The 18,515-nt window shown below is 66.7% G+C and carries 13 protein-coding genes and 1 other RNA gene; 8 read left to right on the forward strand and 6 right to left on the reverse strand.

Translation table 11 applies throughout. From position 1 onward, the window contains the following. Window positions 1-331: 331 nt before the first annotated feature. The 5 genes from guaD to PcP3B5_RS11740 all read right to left on the reverse strand — a co-directional run bounded on the left by guaD (window position 332) and on the right by PcP3B5_RS11740 (window position 8,054). The gene (gene guaD, locus PcP3B5_RS11720; RefSeq protein WP_061561323.1) at window positions 332-1,630 is read right to left on the reverse strand and encodes a guanine deaminase; all 1,299 of its coding nucleotides are present in this window, start codon (window positions 1,628-1,630) and stop codon (window positions 332-334) included. A 63-nt stretch (window positions 1,631-1,693) separates the two neighbouring features. Next, a complete protein-coding gene (xdhC, locus tag PcP3B5_RS11725) occupies window positions 1,694-2,545 on the reverse strand; it encodes a xanthine dehydrogenase accessory protein XdhC (protein ID WP_058489170.1) in 852 nt (283 codons plus the stop codon). A gap of 91 nt (window positions 2,546-2,636) precedes the next feature. Beyond that, the gene (gene xdhB / locus PcP3B5_RS11730; RefSeq protein WP_061561324.1) at window positions 2,637-5,027 is read right to left on the reverse strand and encodes a xanthine dehydrogenase molybdopterin binding subunit; all 2,391 of its coding nucleotides are present in this window, start codon (window positions 5,025-5,027) and stop codon (window positions 2,637-2,639) included. Beyond that, window positions 5,020-6,483: a xanthine dehydrogenase small subunit gene (gene xdhA, locus PcP3B5_RS11735; protein WP_058489172.1), complete on the reverse strand. Its 1,464-nt coding sequence runs from the start codon at window positions 6,481-6,483 to the stop codon at window positions 5,020-5,022. Before xdhA ends, xdhB begins: the two co-directional genes overlap by 8 nt. A 437-nt stretch (window positions 6,484-6,920) precedes the next feature. Then, entirely contained in the window at window positions 6,921-8,054 is a 1,134-nt protein-coding gene (locus PcP3B5_RS11740; RefSeq protein WP_061561325.1) for an alkane 1-monooxygenase, read from the reverse strand. A 173-nt stretch (window positions 8,055-8,227) separates the two neighbouring features. Between PcP3B5_RS11740 and PcP3B5_RS11745 the strand changes: the two genes are divergently transcribed. From PcP3B5_RS11745 to PcP3B5_RS11770, 6 genes are all read left to right on the forward strand, one after another. Next, the gene (locus PcP3B5_RS11745) at window positions 8,228-8,887 is read left to right on the forward strand and encodes a GntR family transcriptional regulator (protein ID WP_043266695.1); all 660 of its coding nucleotides are present in this window, start codon (window positions 8,228-8,230) and stop codon (window positions 8,885-8,887) included. A gap of 10 nt (window positions 8,888-8,897) precedes the next feature. Next, entirely contained in the window at window positions 8,898-12,386 is a 3,489-nt protein-coding gene (smc, locus tag PcP3B5_RS11750) for a chromosome segregation protein SMC (protein WP_043266694.1), read from the forward strand. 299 nt (window positions 12,387-12,685) lie between these two features. Then, window positions 12,686-13,576 carry a cell division protein ZipA gene (zipA, locus tag PcP3B5_RS11755; protein WP_009619415.1) on the forward strand — a complete coding sequence of 297 codons (891 nt, stop codon included), beginning with the start codon at window positions 12,686-12,688 and terminating at the stop codon, window positions 13,574-13,576. 110 nt (window positions 13,577-13,686) lie between these two features. Continuing rightward, window positions 13,687-16,071, forward strand: a complete 2,385-nt coding sequence (ligA, locus tag PcP3B5_RS11760) for an NAD-dependent DNA ligase LigA (protein WP_058071923.1) — start codon at window positions 13,687-13,689, stop codon at window positions 16,069-16,071. 33 nt (window positions 16,072-16,104) lie between these two features. Then, a complete protein-coding gene (locus PcP3B5_RS11765; RefSeq protein WP_009619418.1) occupies window positions 16,105-16,383 on the forward strand; it encodes an HU family DNA-binding protein in 279 nt (92 codons plus the stop codon). Between the two features lie 12 nt (window positions 16,384-16,395). Further along, window positions 16,396-16,773 carry a cbb3-type cytochrome c oxidase subunit 3 gene (locus tag PcP3B5_RS11770; protein WP_061561326.1) on the forward strand — a complete coding sequence of 126 codons (378 nt, stop codon included), beginning with the start codon at window positions 16,396-16,398 and terminating at the stop codon, window positions 16,771-16,773. A 41-nt stretch (window positions 16,774-16,814) separates the two neighbouring features. On the opposite strand, the gene PcP3B5_RS11775 is transcribed toward PcP3B5_RS11770, so the two are convergent. Continuing rightward, window positions 16,815-17,189, reverse strand: coding sequence for a fimbrial protein (locus tag PcP3B5_RS11775; protein ID WP_009619420.1), 375 nt, complete (start codon window positions 17,187-17,189; stop codon window positions 16,815-16,817). 234 nt (window positions 17,190-17,423) lie between these two features. Between PcP3B5_RS11775 and ffs the strand changes: the two genes are divergently transcribed. Beyond that, window positions 17,424-17,520, forward strand: an RNA gene (ffs, locus tag PcP3B5_RS11780) — signal recognition particle sRNA small type. Between the two features lie 373 nt (window positions 17,521-17,893). Continuing rightward, window positions 17,894-18,475 (forward strand): response regulator, encoded by a 582-nt coding sequence (locus tag PcP3B5_RS11785; RefSeq protein ID WP_324288154.1) that lies wholly within the window; start codon window positions 17,894-17,896, stop codon window positions 18,473-18,475. Window positions 18,476-18,515: the final 40 nt, after the last annotated feature.

Raw genomic sequence — 18,515 nt, forward strand, 5'->3', positions numbered from 1 at the left:
GGTAATTACAGGAGTACTCCGTTATTTCAGCTGGCAGAGGACAAGCCCCCTCTCCCGCTTGCGGGAGAGGGCTGGGGAGAGGGTGCTCTCGCATCGCCCAGAAGCCCCGGCAAGCGTAGGGCGAATAACCGTTCGCGGTTATCCGCCGATACACCGGGGCCACAGCCAACGCCCAGGCCAACCCGGGAGCCGCCGGGAACCAAGGCCAAACGGCTGATAACGCCGTAGGCGTTATGCGCCCTACGGTTCGACCCCGTCCCCCCGGGAAATGAAAAGCGGCCACACCGGCCGGCGGTCCTGAGCGAGGGCCCGGCCGGGGTGACCGTAAGCATCAGCCGCGCTGGTGCACCGAGCGGCCGTGGGCGAAGGTTTCGCGCACCGCGCGGTCGTCGCCGAGGATGATCAGGGCGAAGAGTCTTTCCTCCAGGCTCTTCGCCTGCCGCAGGCGGTAGTCCAGCAGCGGGGTGGCCTTGTAGTCCAGCACCACGAAGTCCGCCTCGTTGCCCTGGGCGAAGCTGCCGACCTTGTCCTGCAGCTCCAGCGCGCGGGCGCCGCCGAGGGTGGCCAGGTACAGCGACTTGAACGGATCGAGCTTGATGCCCTGCAACTGCATCACCTTGTAGGCCTCGTTCAGCGACTGCAGCTGGGAGAAGCTGGTGCCGGCGCCGACGTCGGTGCCCAGGCCGACCTTGACCTTGTGCTTCTCCAGCTTCGCCAGGTCGAACAGGCCGCTGCCGAGGAACAGGTTCGAGGTGGGGCAGAAGGCCACCGCCGAGCCGGTCTCGGCCAGGCGTTGGCATTCGCCGTCGCACAGGTGCACGCCGTGGGCGAACACCGAGCGCGCGCCGAGCAGGCCGTGGTGGTCGTAGACGTCCAGGTAGCCGCTGCGCTCCGGGAAGAGTTCCTTCACCCACTCGATTTCCTTGCGGTTCTCCGACAGGTGGGTGTGCAGGTACACGCCCGGGTGCTCCTTGAGCAGGCGGCCGGCGGCGTCCAGCTGTTCGGGGGTGCTTGTGGGAGCGAAGCGCGGGGTCACCGCGTAGAGCAGGCGGCCCTTGCCGTGCCAGCGCTCGATCAGCGCCTTGCTGTCGCGGTAGCTGCTTTCGGCGGTGTCGGTCAGGTAGTCCGGGGCGTTGCGGTCCATCATCACCTTGCCGGCGATCAGCCGCAGGTCGAGCTTCTCGGCAGCGCCGAACAGCGCGTCCACCGACTGCGGGTGCACGCTGCCGAACACCAGGGCGGTGGTGGTGCCGTTGCGCAGCAGCTCCTTGAGGAAGATGCCGGCGACGTCGGCGGCGTGGGCCGGGTCGGCGAACTGCTTCTCGGTGGGGAAGGTGTAGGTGTTCAGCCAGTCCAGCAGCTGCTCGCCGTAGGAGGCGATCATGCCGGTCTGCGGGTAGTGGATGTGGGTGTCGATGAAGCCGGGGGTGATCAGCGCGTCGCGGTATTCCACCACTTCCACGCCGCCCAGTTGCGGCAGCAGCTCGGCGGCGTGGCCGAGGCGGGCGACCTTGCCGTCCTCCACCAGCAGGATGCCGTCTTCGAAGTACTGGTAGGATTTGTCGACGCCCACTTCGGCGGGGTCGGCGACGCTGTGCAGGATGCTGGTGCGGTAGGCTTTGCTGGTCATGTCGTTCTCTCGATCTGGGAATCGATGGGTATCGCTTCGCTCAACCCATCCTACGAATGTCGGTTACCTGCCGTTTTCGGCGGTACGGGCGCGGCGGCTGCTGGGCAGGAGTTTGGCCACCGAGTGTTCGCCGCTGGCCTTTTCCTGGCCGAAGGCGGCGTTGTAGGTGGCTATCACTTCGCCGGCGATGGACACGGCGATCTCCACCGGCAGCTTGCCCTTCACCTCGGCGATGCCCATGGGGCAGCGCATGCGTTGCACGCTCTCGCTGGCGAAGCCGCGGTCGCGCAGGCGGTGTTCGAACTTGGCGCGCTTGGTGTCCGAGCCGATCAGGCCGAAGTAGCCGAAGTCGTCGCGTTTGAGTATCGCCGCGGTCAGCTCCAGGTCCAGGGCGTGGTTGTGGGTCATGACGATGTAGTAGCCGCCCGCCGGCATATTCTCGACCTCATCGAGCACTTCGTCATTCAGCACTTTCTCGACGCCGGCCGGGATGCTTTCCGGAAACTCGGCTTCCCGCGAGTCGATCCAGCGCACCTTGCACGGCAGGCTGGCCAGCAGCGGCACCAGCGCGCGGCCGACGTGGCCGGCGCCGAACACCGCTATGTGCGCCTGGGGCTGGCCCATCGGCTCGAACAGCAGCACGGTGGCGCCGCCGCAGCACTGGCCGAGGCTGGCGCCCAGGCTGAAGCGCTCCAGGCGCGGCTGCCGGGTGCGCTGCCGGAGCATCTCGCGGGCGATCTGCAGGGCCTTGAACTCCAGGTGGCCGCCGCCGATGGTGTCGAACAGCCTGTCGGCGCTGACCACCATCTTCGAGCCGGCGTTGCGCGGCGTGGAGCCAAGCTCCTCGATGATGGTCACCAGCACGGCGGCTTCTCCGCGTTGCTGCAGGTCGGCGAGGGCGCTGATCCAGTTCATGACGTCTACCTCGGTAGATGGCTCTTCGTAGGAGCGAGCTTGCTCGCGAAGGGTGGTTGGGTTGTTCGCGAGCAAGCTCGCTCCTACAGGGTTACGCTGGTTCGGCTTGGGTTTGGGTGGGCTCGGCCTGCGCAGCTTTCAGCCTGCGCATCTGCTCCACCCCCCAGAGCACCCGCTCCGGCGTCGCCGGCGCGTCGATCTGCGGCTGCACGCGGTAGTCGGCCAGGCTCGCCACCGCGTCCTTGATGGCGCAGAACACCGAGATGCCGAGCATGAACGGCGGCTCGCCCACGGCCTTGGAGTGGAATACCGTCTGCTCGGGGTTCTTGCGGTTCTCCACCAGCTTCACCCGCAGGTCCAGCGGCATGTCGGCGATGGCCGGAATCTTGTAGCTGGCCGGGCCGTTGGTCATGAGTTTGCCCTTGGCATTCCACACCAGCTCTTCCATGGTCAGCCAGCCCATGCCCTGGACGAAGCCGCCTTCCACCTGGCCGATGTCGATGGCCGGGTTCAGCGAGTCGCCGACGTCGTGGAGGATGTCGGTGCGCAGCATGCGGTACTCGCCGGTGAGGGTGTCCACCAGCACTTCCGAGCAGGACACGCCGAAGGCGTAGTAGTAGAACGGCCGGCCGGCGGCCTTGTCGCGGTCGTAGTAGATCTTCGGCGTGCGGTAGAAGCCGGTGGAGGACAGCGACACCTGGCCGAAGTAGGCCTGCTGGATCAGCTCCTCGAAGGGCACGATCAGGTCGCGGATGCGCACCTGGTTGTTGCGGAACTCGACGTCTTCCTCGGTGACCTTCCAGTGCCGCGCGGCGAATTCCACCAGGCGCTGCCTGATGGTCTCGGCGGCGTTCTGCGCGGCCTTGCCGTTGAGGTCGGCGCCGCTGGAGGCCGCAGTGGGCGAGGTGTTCGGCACCTTGTCGGTGTTGGTCGCGGTGATCTGCACGCGGTCGATGTCGACCTGGAAGACTTCCGCCACCACCTGCGCCACCTTGGTGTTCAGGCCCTGGCCCATCTCGGTGCCGCCGTGGTTCAGGTGGATGCTGCCGTCAGTGTAGATGTGGATCAGCGCGCCGGCCTGGTTGAGGAAGGTGGCGGTGAAGCTGATGCCGAACTTCACCGGGGTCAGCGCCAGGCCCTTCTTGAGGATCGGGCTGGCGGCGTTGAACGCGCGGATCTCGGCGCGGCGCTTGGCGTACTCGGCGCTGGCCTCCAGCTCGGCGGTCATCTCCTGCAGCAGGTTGTGCTCGACCTGCTGGTGATAGTGGGTGATGTTGCGCTCGTCCTTGCCGTAGTAGTTGCGCTTGCGCACTTCCAGCGGGTCCTTGCCCAGGTGGCGCGCCACCGCGTCCATCACTTCCTCGATGGCGACCATCCCCTGCGGGCCGCCGAAGCCGCGGTAGGCGGTGTTCGACGCGGTGTTGGTCTTGCAGCGGTGGCCGTTGATGGTGGCGTTGCCGAGGAAGTAGGCGTTGTCGGAGTGGAACATGGCGCGGTCGACGATGGAGCCGGAGAGGTCCGGCGAGTAGCCGCAGTTGCCGGCCAGGTCCATGTGGATGCCGTGCAGCAGGCCGTCGTCGTCGAAGCCCACGTCGTACTCGACGTAGAAGGGGTGGCGCTTGCCGGTCATCTGCATGTCTTCGACGCGCGGCAGGCGCATCTTCGCCGGGCGCCCGGTCAGGCGCGCGATCACCGCGCACAGGCAGGCCGGCGCCGCGGCCTGGGTTTCCTTGCCGCCGAAGCCGCCGCCCATGCGGCGCATGTCGATCACCACCTTGTTGAAGGAGATGCCCAGCACCTCGGCCACCAGCTTCTGCACCTCGGTGGGGTTCTGCGTGGAGGTGTAGACGATGACGCCGCCGTCCTCGCTGGGCATCACCGAGGAAATCTGCGTCTCCAGGTAGAAGTGCTCCTGGCCGCCGATGTGCAGGGTGCCCTGGATGCGGTGCGGCGCGCTGGCCAGCTGGGTGGCGGAATCGCCGATCCTGTGGGTGTGGCTGTCCAGTACGAAGTGCTTCTTGCGCAGCGCCTCGACCACGTCGAGCACCGGCTCCAGGTCCTCGTACTCGATGATCGCCGCCATGGCCGCCTTGCGCGCGGTCTCCAGGCTGTCGGCGGCCACCGCGATGACCATCTGGCCGACGTACTCGACCTTGCCGTCGGCCAGCAGCGGGTCGCCGGCCACCACAGGGCCGATGTCCAGCTGGCCGGGCACGTCGTCCTTGGTGATGGCGATGGCCACCCCGGGGAAGGCGTAGCAGGGGCTGACGTCCAGCTTGGTGATGCGCGCATGGGCGCGGTCGCTCATGCGGGCGTAGACGTGCAGCTGGTTGGGGAATTCCAGGCGGTCGTCGATGTACACCGCCTCGCCGCTGACGTGCTTGGGCGCGCTTTCGTGCTTGACGCTGCGGCCCACGCCGGTGGTCAGGTCGGCGCGGAACAGCGCCTGGAGTTCTTCCTGGGTCTTGTTGTGCTTATGCATATGCGGTCACCCGAGTCACGGCCTGGGGCGCTTCCAGTTCGAGGAAGCATTTGCGCAGCAGGTTCTGCGCGGTGAGCAGGCGGTATTCCTTGCTGGCGCGGAAGTCCGAGAGCGGGGTGAAGTCCTCGCCCAGGGCGATTGCCGCGCGTTCGAAGGTGGCGGCGTTGAACGGCTGGCCGAGCAGCGCCGCCTCGCAGGCGCGTGCGCGCTTGGGGATCGCCGCCATGCCGCCGAAGCCGCTGCGCACGGCGCTGATGCGGCAGTCCTCGACGCTGATGCTGAAGGCCGCGCAGACCGCCGAGATATCGTCGTCCAGGCGCTTGGACACCTTGTAGGCGCGGAACGCCTGGTTGGCCTGCGGGCGCGGGACTATGACCTTCTCGATGAACTCGCCTTCCTGGCGCGCGGTGACCTTGTAGTCGATGAAGTAGTCCTCGATGGGCAGTTCGCGGCTGCTCTCGCCCTTGCGCAGCACGATGCGCGCGCCCAGGGCGATCAGCAGCGGCGGCGAGTCGCCGATGGGCGAGGCGTTGCCGATGTTGCCGCCGAGGGTGCCCTGGTTGCGGATCTGCAGCGAGGCGAAGCGGTGCAGCAGCTCGCCGAAGTCCGGGTAGTCGTGGGCCAGGGCCGCATAGCAGTCGGTCAGCGGCGCGGCGGCGCCCAGCTCGATGCGGTCGGCGAGGACTTCGACGCGTTTCATCTCCTCGACGTGGCCGACGTAGATCATCACCGGCAGCTCGCGGTGGAACTGGGTGACTTCCAGGGCCAGGTCGGTGCCGCCGGCCAGCAGGCGCGCCTGCGGGTTGGCGCTGTAGAGGTCGGCCAGGTCGGCGATGGTCAGCGGCAGCAGGCAGCGCTTGTCGCCGCTGTTCAGCTCGGCGGTCTCGCGCGGGGCGATGGCCTTGAGCTGGGCGATGGTCTGCTCCTGGGCGGCATCGAACTGGTCCGGGCGCTTCTGGCAGCAGGACTGCTCGGCGGCGTCGAGGATCGGCCGGTAGCCGGTGCAGCGGCACAGGTTGCCGGCCAGCGCCTCGTAGGCCTCGGCCTTACGTTCTTCGGGCGTTTCGCCGGCGCTGTTCTTCTGCAGGGCGAACAGCGACATGACGAAGCCGGGGGTGCAGAAGCCGCACTGCGAGCCGTGGCAATCCACCATGGCCTGCTGCACGCCGTGCAGTTCGCCGCGGTGCTTGAGGTCGTCGACCACGATCAATTGCTTGCCGTGCAGGGCGGAAACGAAGGTCAGGCAGGAGTTGAGGGTGCGGTAGCGGATGCGCTCGGCGCCTTCGGCGCCGACCAGCTCGCCCACCACCACGGTGCAGGCGCCGCAGTCACCGGAGGCGCAGCCCTCCTTGGTGCCGGTCTTGCCCAGGTGCTGGCGCAGGTAGTTGAGCACGGTGAGATTCGGGTCGAGGCGGTCTTCGACACGCAGCTCGCGATTGAGCAGGAACCTGATCAAGGCATGCCTCCAGGCTTTCTTGTTGTTGGGCGGGGCGCGATGGAGGTGAATCTAGGAAAAGCTGACTTTTAAGTCAACAAAAATTCTGATCTTTCGGTCAGCTATTTCCGGCAAGGCGCTTTTTCGTAGGAGCGGGGCGTTGTGTTTACCGGCAGGTGTAGGAGCGGGCCCTGCCCGCGATTCGCGCGCAGGGCCCGCTCCTACATGGGTACGCCATGGCTGATGCATCGCAGTAACGTAGGGCGAATAACCGTTCGCGGTTATCCGCCGATACACCGGGGCCAGAGCCAACGCCAAGATCAGCCCCGGAGCCGCCGGGAGCCGAGGCCAAACGGCGGATAACGCCGTAGGCGTTATGCGCCCTACGCTCCCGGAGGCGCAAAAAAAACGGCAGCCGGGGGTACGTGGCTGCCGTAAAGGCGTGGAACGCTATGGGCTCAGGCGCGCTGGGTATCGCTCAGCTGGTATTCCTCGCCGGCGTAGTAGGCGCGCACGCGGGGGTTCATCACCGCGCGCCACAGCGGCGGGAACAGCGCCAGGACGATCATCCCGGCGTAGCCGTTGGGCAGCTGCGGGCTGTCGTCATAGTGGCGCAGCACCTGGTAGCGGCGCTTGGCGTAGGCGTGGTGGTCGGAGTGGCGCTGCAGGTGGAACAGGAACAGGTTGGTCAGCAGGAAGTTGCTGTTCCACGAGTGCTCGTGGGTGGTGCGCTCGTAGCGACCGTCGTCCAGGCGCCGGCGGTGCAGGCCGTAGTGCTCGACGTAATTGACGATCTCCAGCAGGGTGAAGGCCATGGCCGCCTGGCCGAGGAAATACACCGCGCCGAGCCAGCCGAAGGCGAGGCTGAAACCGAGCAGGAAGAGGGCGCTGACGGCGTACCACCAGATCAGCTCGTTGCGCCAGTGCAGCGCCGGCAGGCCCTTGCGCTTCAGACGCTGGGCCTCCAGGCGCCAGGCGTTGAGGAAGTTGTGCTTGTAGGCGTGGGGCAGGAAGGCGTACAGGCTCTGGTCGTAGCGCGAGGAGGAGGCGTCCTCCGGGGTGGAAACGTGCACGTGGTGGCCGCGCACGTGCTCCACCTTGAAGCCGGCGTAGCACACCGCCGCCAGCAGCAGGCCGCCGGCGCGCTGCTCCAGCTGCGGGTCCTTGTGGATCAGCTCGTGGGACACGGTGATGCCGATGGCGCCCATCACCGTGCCCACCGAGAGAGTCCAGCCCAGCTTGCCCACCCAGTTCCATGCCTCGTAGTGGGTGATCACCCAGCCGCCGTAGACCAGCATGCCCAGCAGCAGCGGCACGGTCATCAGGCTGAGGAAGCGGTAGTAGCCTTCGCGCTCCAGTGCTGGCACTTCACTGGCCTCGTCGGGGTTGGCCGGGTCGCGGCCGACGATGGCGTCGAGCACGGGGATGACCAGGAACACCACGGCGATGACGAACCAGGCCCAGGCGTTGGGGTGGCCGCTGCCGTAGGACCACCAGTAGCTCAGCGGAATGCCGAACACCGGCACCAGCCAGATCCAGTAGCCGGCCTTCTTCAGGCGCAGCATCCAGGCAGGGGATAGGAAGGCGAACATGGCGCGACTCTCGTTGTAGGATTGTCAGACAATCCTGCGCCCAATCCTTTCTTCGTACGCACCAACCTTCGTTCAGTCGAGCCCCTTGACCGGGGCGTTGCCGGGTAACACCCTGTGTTACACTTCGCGGCCGCAAGCCCCATTCCATCAGCCCTCCAGCGATAAGGACACCCATGACGTTCAAGGCCCCGGACAGCCTGGCTGAGCAGATTGCCCACCACCTCGCCGAACGCATCATCCGGGGCGAGCTCAAGGAACGCGAACGCATCCAGGAGCAGAAGGTCACCCAGGCCCTGAACGTCAGCCGCGGCTCGGTGCGCGAGGCGCTGCTGATCCTCGAACGCCGCCACCTGGTGGTGATACTGCCGCGCCGCGGCGCGCAGGTCTCGGAGCTGTCCGCCAGCCACGTGGAAAGCCTCTACGGCCTGGTCATGGAGCTGTACATCATGCTCGCCAGCGCGGTGGCGCGGACCTGGCGCGAGGAGGGCGACCTGCAGCCGTTCCTGGCCATTCAGCAGCGCCTGCTGGAAAGCCTGCAGCGCGGCGACATCGACGCCTTCGTCGAGTCCAGCTTCGACATCATGCGCGCGGCCTTCCCCTTCGCCGCCAACCCCTACCTGCAGGAGACGGTGGAGAACCTGCTGCCGGCCATCAGCCGCACCTACCACCTGGCCCTGGAACGGCGCAAAAGCGAGATGAGCCAGTTCCTCGACAGCTTCGCCCGCCTGCTGCAGGCGGTGATCGACCGCGACGAGGCAGTCATCCGCGAGGTGCTTCTGGACTACGGCCGCCACAACAGCCAACTGGTGCTGGCTGCCCTGGCCGAACGCTGAGGAGAGCGGCATGCGCCTCAAATGCATCAAGCTGGCGGGCTTCAAGTCCTTCGTCGACCCCACCACCGTCAGTTTCCCGAGCAACATGGCCGCCGTGGTCGGCCCCAACGGCTGCGGCAAGTCCAACATCATCGACGCCGTGCGCTGGGTGATGGGCGAAAGCTCGGCGAAGAATCTGCGCGGCGAGTCGATGACCGACGTCATCTTCAACGGCTCGAATACGCGCAAGCCGGTGACCCAGGCGTCCATCGAGCTGATCTTCGACAACAGCGACGGCACCCTGGTGGGCGAATACGCCGCCTACGCCGAGATTTCCATCCGCCGCCGCGTCACCCGCGACGGCCAGAATACCTACTTCCTCAACGGCACCAAGTGCCGGCGCCGCGACATCACCGACATCTTCCTCGGCACCGGCCTGGGCCCGCGCAGCTACTCGATCATCGAGCAGGGCATGATCTCCAAGCTGATCGAGGCCAAGCCGGAGGATCTGCGCAACTTCATCGAGGAAGCCGCCGGCATCTCCAAGTACAAGGAGCGCCGCCGCGAGACCGAGAACCGCATCCGCCGCACCCAGGAGAACCTGGCGCGCCTGACCGACCTGCGCGAGGAACTGGAGCGCCAGCTCGAACGCCTGCACCGCCAGGCCCAGTCGGCGGAGAAGTACCAGGAATACAAGGCCGAGGAACGCCAGCTCAAGGCCCAGCTGGGCGCCCTGAAGTGGCGCGAGCTGAACGAGCAGGTGGGGCAGAAGGAGCGGGTGATCGGCGACCAGGAAGTGGCCTTCGAGGCCCTGGTGGCCGAGCAGCGCAGCGCCGATGCCAGCATCGAGCGCCTGCGCGATGGCCACCATGAGCTGTCCGAGCGCTTCAACCAGGTGCAGGGCCGCTTCTACTCGGTGGGCGGCGACATCGCCCGCGTCGAGCAGAGCATCCAGCACGGCCAGCAGCGCATGCGCCAGCTGCAGGACGACCTGCGCGAGGCCGAGCGCACCCGCCAGGAAACCGAATCGCACCTGGGCCACGACCGCACCCTGCTGGCGACCCTGGCCGAGGAGCTGGAAATGCTCGCGCCCGAGCAGGAAACCAGCGCCGCCGCCGCCGAGGAAGCCAGCGCCCTGCTGGAGGAATCCGAGGCCGGCATGCACGACTGGCAGCAGCGCTGGGACGCCTTCAACCAGCGCAGCGCCGAGCCGCGCCGCGAGGCCGAGGTGCAGCAGTCGAGCATCCAGCACCTGGAACACAGCCTGGAGCGCCAGGGCGAGCGCGAACGCCGCCTGAGCGAGGAACGCGCGCAGCTGGCCGCCGACCCGGAAGGCGCGGCCATCCTCGAATTGAGCGAACAACTGGCCGCCGTCGAGCTGCAGCTGGAAGAGCTGCAGGCCGAGGAACTGGAACTGGTCGAGCGCCTGGAGCAGGTGCGCCAGGGCCTGCAGGACGGCAACGCCGCGCAGCACCAGGCCCAGGGCGAACTGCAGCGCCTGAACGGCCGCATCGCCTCCCTGGAGGCCCTGCAGCAGGCCGCCCTGGACCCGGGCGCCGGCGCCGCCGACTGGCTGCGCGAGCAGGGCCTGGAGCAGCGTCCGCGCCTGGCCGAGGGCCTGCGCGTGGAGCCGGGCTGGGAGCTGGCGGTGGAAACCGTGCTCGGCGCCGACCTGCACGCCGTGCTGCTGGAGGATTTCGCCGGGCTGCCCTATGCCGGCCTGGAAAAGGGCGAGCTGCGCCTGCTCGACCTGCCGCGCGGCGCCGCCAGTGCCGCCGGCAGCCTGCTGGACAAGGTCAGCGCCGACCACGACCTGTCGCCCTGGCTGGCCGGCGTGCGCCCGGTGGAAAGCCTGGAGCAGGCCCTGGAACTGCGCGCCTCGTTGGGCGCCGGGCAGAGCCTGGTCAGCCGCGACGGCTACTGGGTCGGCAAGCATTTCCTGCGCGTGCGCCGCGGCGACTCCGCCGAATCCGGCGTGCTGGCCCGCGGCCAGGAGCTGGAGCGGCTGTACGCCGAACGCGAAGAACTGGAAGAACGCCTGGCCGCCCTGGAAGAACAGCTGGAAGCCCAGCGCCAGGCCCAGCGCCAGGCCGAGGACGGCCGCGAGCAACTGCGCCGGCGCATCCAGGAGGAAGGCCGCCGCCACGGCGAGCTGAAGGCCGCGCTTTCGGCCCAGCAGGCCAAGGTCGAACAGCTGACCCTGCGCCGCCGCCGCCTCGACGAGGAACTGGCCGAACTGGCCGAGCAGCGCGCCCTGGAGCAGGAACAGCTGGGCGAGGCGCGCCTGCACCTGCAGGTGGCGCTGGACGCCATGGCCGAGGACACCGGCCGCCGCGAGGCGCTGCTGGCCGAGCGCGACGAACTGCGCGAACGCCTCGACCGCATCCGCCAGGAAGCCCGCCAGCACAAGGACCACGCCCACCAGTTGGCGGTGCGCGTCGGCTCGCTCAAGGCCCAGCACGAATCCACCCGCCAGGCCCTGGAGCGCCTCGACGTGCAGGCCGTGCGCCTGGTCGAGCGCTGCGAGCAGCTCAGCCTCAACCTGGAGGAGGGCGCCGCGCCCCTGGAAGAACTGCGCATGCGCCTGGAAGAGCTGCTGGAGCGGCGCATGGGCGTGGAAGAGGAACTCAAGACCGCGCGCCTGACCCTGGAAGACGCCGACCGCCAGCTGCGCGACGCCGAGAAGCGCCGCACCCAGGCCGAGCAGCAGTCGCAGCTGCTGCGCGGCCAGCTGGAGCAGCAGCGCATGGAGTGGCAGGCTCTGACCGTTCGTCGCAAGGCGCTGCAGGAGCAGCTCGGCGAAGACGGCTACGACCTGCACACGGTGCTCGGCACCTTGCCCCACGACGCCGCCGAGAAGGTCTGGGAAACCCGCCTGGAGGAACTGGCCGGGCGCATCCAGCGCCTGGGCGCGATCAACCTCGCGGCCATCGACGAATACCAGCAGCAATCCCAGCGCAAGCGCTACCTGGACGAGCAGAACGACGACCTGGTGGAAGCCCTGGACACCCTGGAAAACGTCATCCGTAAGATCGACAAGGAAACCCGCAACCGCTTCAAGGAAACCTTCGACCAGATCAATGCTGGCCTTCAGGCATTGTTCCCCAAGGTGTTCGGCGGCGGTCACGCCTACCTGGAACTTACCGGCGAAGATCTACTCGATACAGGGGTGGCGATCATGGCGCGCCCGCCGGGCAAGAAGAACAGCACCATCCACCTGCTGTCCGGCGGCGAGAAGGCGCTGACCGCGCTGGCCCTGGTGTTCGCCATCTTCCAGCTCAACCCGGCGCCGTTCTGCATGCTCGACGAGGTCGATGCGCCGCTGGACGACGCCAACGTCGGGCGTTATGCCCGCCTGGTCAAGGAAATGTCCGAGAAAGTGCAGTTCATCTATATCACCCACAACAAGATCGCCATGGAAATGGCCGACCAGTTGATGGGCGTGACCATGCACGAACCGGGATGTTCGCGCCTGGTGGCGGTCGACGTGGAAGAAGCCGTGGCACTGGCGGAAGCCTGACGAAGTGCCTCCTGGACAAATTTCGTACAGTATTCGCCAGCGCCGGGCGCCGACTTGTGCTGTACTGGGGGATATGCCTAACCCCTTGATTCGATTGGGGTAAGCCTGATCTTGGGCGGGCTCGGGAAAAGTTGCGATTATTGCTGCGGACAACAGCCGCAGACGGTGTAAAAGTTGTGTCGGGCATGCTAGCTTAATGCCCACTTTGTTACGCGCGAACATACAACTCGAGGTTCGCGTTTTACCGGGATAGGACATCCCTTTTTCATCATCATTTTTATCAGGGGCACTGGGATTAGATGGATATCGGTCTGCGCGAATGGCTGATCGTCATTGGGCTTATCGTGATCGCCGGCATTCTGTTCGATGGCTGGCGGCGCATGCGGGGCGGAAAGGGCAAGCTGAAGTTCAAGCTGGACCGCCACTTCGCCAACCAACTGGACGACGATGACGACGGCGGCAGCGCCGAGGTGCTGGGCCCCTCGCGGGTGGTCGAGCACCACGAACCTTCGCTGGACGAGCACGACCTGCCCAAGGTCAGCGCCAAGGACCCGGCCCGCGGCAAGCGCCGTGGCGAGCCGCGCCAGGGCGACCTGGCCCTGGACGACCCGGCGCCGAACCTGCTCGGCCCGCTGGACGAGGAAGACTTCCCCGATCCCCTGGCCGAGGCGCCCAAGGAAAAATCCCGCGGCAAGGAACGCAGGAAGGACAAGGAAAAGGACAAGGAGCGTCCGGCGCCCGCCGCCGCCCCGGCTCCGGTGGAAGAAGTGCTGATCATCAACGTGATCTGCCGCGACGAGGGTGGCTTCAAGGGCCCGGCGCTGCTGCAGAACATCCTCGAGAGCGGCCTGCGTTTCGGCGACATGGACATCTTCCACCGCCACGAGAGCATGGCCGGCAACGGCGAAGTGCTGTTCTCCATGGCCAACGCGGTCAAGCCGGGCACCTTCGACCTGGACAACATCGACCAGTTCAGCACCCGCGCGGTGAGCTTCTTCCTCGGCCTGCCGGGCCCGCGCCATCCGAAGCAGGCCTTCGACGTGATGGTCGCCGCCGCCCGCAAGCTGGCCCACGAGCTCAACGGCGAGCTGAAGGACGAGCAGCGCAGCGTGATGACCGCGCAGACCATCGAGCACTACCGCCAGCGCATCATCGAGTTCGAACGCCGCGCGCTGACGCAGAAAAGATAAGCTGGAAGCCTAAAGCTCGAAGCCGGAAGCGACCCCTGTCCTTCCGGCTTTGCTTTTTGGCTTTCAGCTTCTAGCTTCCAGCTTCCAGCCTTTCGCTTATGGCTTCTTCTATGACCACCCAGACCGCCGCCCAACGCATCGCCCAGCTCCGCAGCGAGCTGGACGCGCACAACTACCGCTACTACGTGCTCGACGAGCCCAGCGTGCCGGACGCCGAGTACGACCGCCTGTTCCGCGAACTGAAGGAACTGGAGGCCGAGCACCCCGACCTGGTCACCCCCGAATCGCCGACCCAGCGCGTGGGCGGGGCCGCCGCCTCTGCCTTCGGCGAAATCCGCCACGAAATCCCCATGCTCAGCCTGGGCAACGCCTTCGAGGAACAGGACCTGCTGGACTTCGACCGCCGCGTGCGCGAAGGCCTGGCCGACCTGCTGCCGGGCGGCGACCTGCTCGGCGGCGGCGCCGAGGTGGACTACAGCTGCGAGCCCAAGCTCGACGGCCTGGCGGTCAGCCTGCTGTACGAGAACGGCCGGCTGACCCGCGGCGCCACCCGCGGCGACGGCACCACCGGCGAAGATATCAGCGCCAACGTGCGCACCGTGCGCAACATCCCCCTGCGCCTGCACGGCGAGGGCTGGCCGGCGGTGCTGGAAGTGCGCGGCGAGGTATTCATGTCCAAGGCCGGCTTCGAGGCGCTCAACGCCCGGCAGATGGAAGCCGGCGCCAAGACCTTCGCCAATCCGCGCAACGCCGCGGCCGGCAGCCTGCGCCAGCTCGATCCGAAGATCACCGCCAGCCGCCCGCTGGAGCTGTGCGCCTACGGCTTCGGCCGCGTCGAGGGCGGCAGCCTGCCGGACACCCAGATCGGCATCCTCGAAGCCTTCAAGGCCTGGGGCATCCCGGTCAGCCGCGAGCTGAAGCTGGCCCGCGGGGTGAAGGGCTGCCAGGACTACTACGCCGACATCGGCGAGCGCCGCGACAGCCTGGCCTACGAGATCGACGGCGTGGTGTTCAAGGTCAACCGCATCGACTTCCAGCGCGAACTGGGCTTCCGCGCCCGCGAGCCGCGCTGGGCCATCGCCCACAAGTTCCCGGCCCGCGAGGAACTCACCGAACTGCTCGACGTGGAATTCCAGGTCGGCCGCACCGGCGCCGTGACCCCGGTGGCGCGCCTGAAGCCGGTGCAGGTGGCCGGCGTCACCGTATCCAACGCCACCCTGCACAACATGGACGAAGTGGCGCGCCTGGGCCTGATGATCGGCGACACCGTGATCATCCGCCGCGCCGGCGACGTGATCCCGCAGGTGATGCAGGTGGTCGTCGAGCGCCGCCCGGCCGACGCGCGCCCGGTGCACATCCCCGAGACCTGCCCGGTGTGCGGCTCGCAGGTCGAACGCACGCAACTGGTCAAGCGCGCCAAGGGCCGCGAGTCGGTCAGCGAAGGCGCCATCTACCGCTGCGTCGGCCGCCTGTTCTGCCAGGCGCAGCTCAAGCAGTCGATCATCCACTTCGTCTCGCGCCGGGCCATGGACATCGACGGCCTCGGCGACAAGATCGTCGAGCAACTGGTGGACAAGGGCCTGGTCAAGTCGCCGGCCGACCTCTACCGCCTGACCTACGAGCAGGTGATCGAGCTGGAAGGCTTCGCCGAGGTGTCCAGCAACAAGCTGCTCAAATCCATCGCCGACAGCCGCCGGCCGAGCCTGGCGCGCTTCGTCTACGCCCTGGGCATCCCCGACGTCGGCGAGGAGACCGCCAAGCTGCTGGCCCGCGCCCTGGGTTCGCTGGCGCGCATCCAGAAGGCCCTGCCGGAAGTGCTGACCTACCTGCCGGACGTCGGCGCCGAGGTGGCCTACGAGATCCACAACTTCTTCGCCGACGAGCACAACCGCAAGGTGATCGCCGAACTGCTCGACGCCGAGCACGGCGTGCAGTTGCAGGAGGAGGGCGAGGTGGCTGCCGAGTTCGCCGCCTGCGCCACCCTGGCCGGCTTCATCGACAAGCTCAACATCCCCTTCATCGCCGCCACCGGCGCGGAAAAGCTGGCCAGCCGCTTCGGTTCGCTGGAAGGCATCATCCACGCCGACTGGCTCGACCTGCGCCAGGTCGAGCGCCTGCCCGAACGCGCGGCCAAGAGCCTGCGCGAGTTCTTCGACGACGCCGGCAATGCCAAGCGCACCCGTGAGATCGAGGAGCAACTGCGCGAGTTCGGCATGCACTGGGCGAGCGAGAAGAAGCAGGCCGAGGGCCTGCCGCTGGCCGGGCAGACCTGGGTGCTCACCGGCACCCTGGAGGCCATGAGCCGCGACGTCGCCAAGGAGAAACTGGAAAGCCTGGGCGCCAAGGTCGCAGGCTCCGTGTCGGCCAAGACCCATTGCGTGGTGGCCGGCCCCGGCGCCGGCTCCAAGCTGGCCAAGGCCCAGGAACTCGGCGTGGCGGTGATGGACGAAGAGGGGCTGCTGAAGCTGCTGGCCGACCACGGCCTGAACGCCTGAACCCATTCCCAAGACCATTCGGAGAAGCAACACATGGCAATGACCAAGGAACAACTGGTACGCGACATCGCCGAGTCCCTCGACCTGACCCAGGCCTCGGTGCGTGGCGTGTTCGAGCAACTGGCGCAGATCGTCCAGGACAGCCTGGAGAACGACGGCGAGCTGACCCTGCCGGGCATCGGCAAGCTCAAGGTCAGCGAGCGCGCCGCGCGCACCGGGCGCAACCCGCAGACCGGCAAGAGCATCGAGATCGCGGCGAAGAAGGTGGTGCGCTTCGTCCCGGCCAAGGCCCTGGCCGACAGTCTCAACTGACCGGAGGCGGCGATGGACAAGGCTAGAAAGCAGCGGCTCGCGGGGCTGATCGCCCTGGTCCTGCTGTTCGCCCTCTACGTGGCCTGGACCGAGCGTCCGCAGATCCAGCTGCACTACGACGCCAACGCCAGCGCGCCGGCGAGCTACAGCTTCAAGGAGAACGGCGAGGAAACCCTCTCCGGGGAAATCCAGCCGGGCGCCGTGCTGAACTTCCCGCTGCGCCTGCTGCGCGGCAGCAACTACCGCGTGGCCTTCACCTTCCACCGCGGACAGGAGAAGTACGCCAGCTTCAGCAGTCGGCCCGGCTTCGAGAAGAGCGACCTCTACCTGGGGCCGAACCTGGAGGTCTCCACCCAGCCGATTCCCGGCGGTATGATCCGCGCCGAATGAGGCTATCCCCCACGCCGCCGGGCGAGTGGGGGAGGGGAAACTCAGAGGTAGGTGATGTTCAGCATCAGCGGCCGCCCGCTGCTGCGGCCGTCCAGGTTGCGCAGCACCAGGTTCATGCCGCCGTCCTGCGCCTCGTTCTCGGCGCCGAGGTCGACCTTGCGGCCGTCCAGGTCGGTCACCGCCAGTTGGCGGGCCGCTTCCTGCCCGGACGGTTCGCTGAACGACAGGCGCGAGGTCTCGCCGCAGCCGGCCAGGTCCAGGCGTGCCTGTTGCGTGCTGGCCTGGCTGGTGAAGTCGATGATCTTGCACGGCGGCGAGTAGACGTGCCCGCTGAAGCTGATGGTGCCGCCATTGGCGAAGGCAGTGGAAGAGAGAGACAGGCCCAGGGCCAGAACAGCGAAAGCAGACTTGATCATCGGAATTCTCCCAAAGCGTTGAGGGCTGAAGCGCCGAGGGGGAGTCCTTCCCCTCCACCTCACCAGTGCCATGGCAGTGTGCCATCATGTCGCGGAGCAAAGTGATATCAAAATGCTATTTATGTGTATGCCATCGCGGAATTCACCGGTAAGTGCTTGAAGTGCTTGTAACTTGCGCTGGGCTCGGTACAATGTCGCCGCCCGCCACCTAGGCGGGCTTCGTTATGGTGGCCCTGTCGGTCCCCCCGCAACGATCAGCCGTGAACCCGGTCAGGCCCGGAAGGGAGCAGCCGCAGCGGTGACATCGTGTGCCGGGGTGTGGCTGGCGGGGCCACCTCCATTTTCGGGGGGCGCTTTTCCTAGCCACAATTCCCCGTGCACGCCTTCCACCTCCCCCCTTTTTGCCTTCGGGCTCGTCTGATTTTTCCCTACGGCATAGCCGACCTCTCTGTTCCTGTTGAACGAACCCGTAGCCGCGCGTCGGCCTTGGTCCGCCTTGTTTTCCGTCATCCACTGGTACTTGGGTGCCATGTGGGATTTTTCTTATATTGATTGAATAGGCGCTTTTGAGGTGCCGTTTTTCAGGAGCTTCCATTAGATTAGGCAGCCGAGAAAGTTTGCTGTTGTATCGAGTTATCGTCGTTTGTGAGGTTTCCTTGAAAAAGATCAAGATCGTTCTGGCGGATGATCACGCAGTCGTATTGATGGGAGTCCGTGGGATTCTGGAGCGCCATCCGCAATATCAAGTGGCATGTGAGGTGCGAACTTCTGGTGAGTTGGTCGAGGCATTGCGACGGGAACATTTCGATATCGCGATCATCGACTTCAGCATGCCCGGGGACGAAGTCTACGGGGACGGTGTGCGCTTCATCGGCTACCTGGTGCGCAACTTCCCCGAGGTGAGGTTCCTGGTCTTCACCATGCTGTCCAACCGCCTGGTGCTGGACCGCCTGTGCGAGCTCGGGGTGCAGGGCGTGGTACGCAAGGATGCGGGCATGGCCCAGCTGCTGTCGGCCCTGGACGCCCTGTGCAAGGGCCGCCGGGTGCTCAACCCCTGCACGGGCGACGGCGGCGACCTGCACAGCCGCCTGACCTCGCTCTCGGTCAAGGAATACGAGGTGTTGCGGCTGTTCGTCTCGGGCTTGCGCGTGTGTGAAATAGCGCGCCTGCTGCGGCGCAGCGACAAGACCATCAGCGCGCAGAAGGCATCGGCCAAGCGCCGTCTCGGCGTGACCACGGACCAGGAACTGCTGGCCTGCTGCCTGGAGAAGCATTTCTTCGACTGATGGCCAACAACCTCCAGCCACTCGGAAAAAGCGGGCCTAT

Source organism: Pseudomonas citronellolis (assembly GCF_001586155.1).
Taxonomy (GTDB): Bacteria; Pseudomonadota; Gammaproteobacteria; order Pseudomonadales; family Pseudomonadaceae; genus Pseudomonas; species Pseudomonas citronellolis.

Bases quoted from the DNA above. Each gene is read 5' to 3' on its own strand.
- guaD (WP_061561323.1), bottom strand. From the start codon at position 1,630: ATGACCAGCAAAGCCTACCGCACCAGCATCCTGCACAGCGTCGCCGAC.
- xdhC (WP_058489170.1), bottom strand. From the start codon at position 2,545: ATGAACTGGATCAGCGCCCTCGCCGACCTGCAGCAACGCGGAGAAGCC.
- xdhB (WP_061561324.1), bottom strand. From the start codon at position 5,027: ATGCATAAGCACAACAAGACCCAGGAAGAACTCCAGGCGCTGTTCCGC.
- PcP3B5_RS11740 (WP_061561325.1), bottom strand. From the start codon at position 8,054: ATGTTCGCCTTCCTATCCCCTGCCTGGATGCTGCGCCTGAAGAAGGCC.
- PcP3B5_RS11745 (WP_043266695.1), top strand. From the start codon at position 8,228: ATGACGTTCAAGGCCCCGGACAGCCTGGCTGAGCAGATTGCCCACCAC.
- smc (WP_043266694.1), top strand. From the start codon at position 8,898: ATGCGCCTCAAATGCATCAAGCTGGCGGGCTTCAAGTCCTTCGTCGAC.
- zipA (WP_009619415.1), top strand. From the start codon at position 12,686: ATGGATATCGGTCTGCGCGAATGGCTGATCGTCATTGGGCTTATCGTG.
- ligA (WP_058071923.1), top strand. From the start codon at position 13,687: ATGACCACCCAGACCGCCGCCCAACGCATCGCCCAGCTCCGCAGCGAG.
- PcP3B5_RS11765 (WP_009619418.1), top strand. From the start codon at position 16,105: ATGGCAATGACCAAGGAACAACTGGTACGCGACATCGCCGAGTCCCTC.
- PcP3B5_RS11770 (WP_061561326.1), top strand. From the start codon at position 16,396: ATGGACAAGGCTAGAAAGCAGCGGCTCGCGGGGCTGATCGCCCTGGTC.
- PcP3B5_RS11775 (WP_009619420.1), bottom strand. From the start codon at position 17,189: ATGATCAAGTCTGCTTTCGCTGTTCTGGCCCTGGGCCTGTCTCTCTCT.
- PcP3B5_RS11785 (WP_324288154.1), top strand. From the start codon at position 17,894: ATGGGAGTCCGTGGGATTCTGGAGCGCCATCCGCAATATCAAGTGGCA.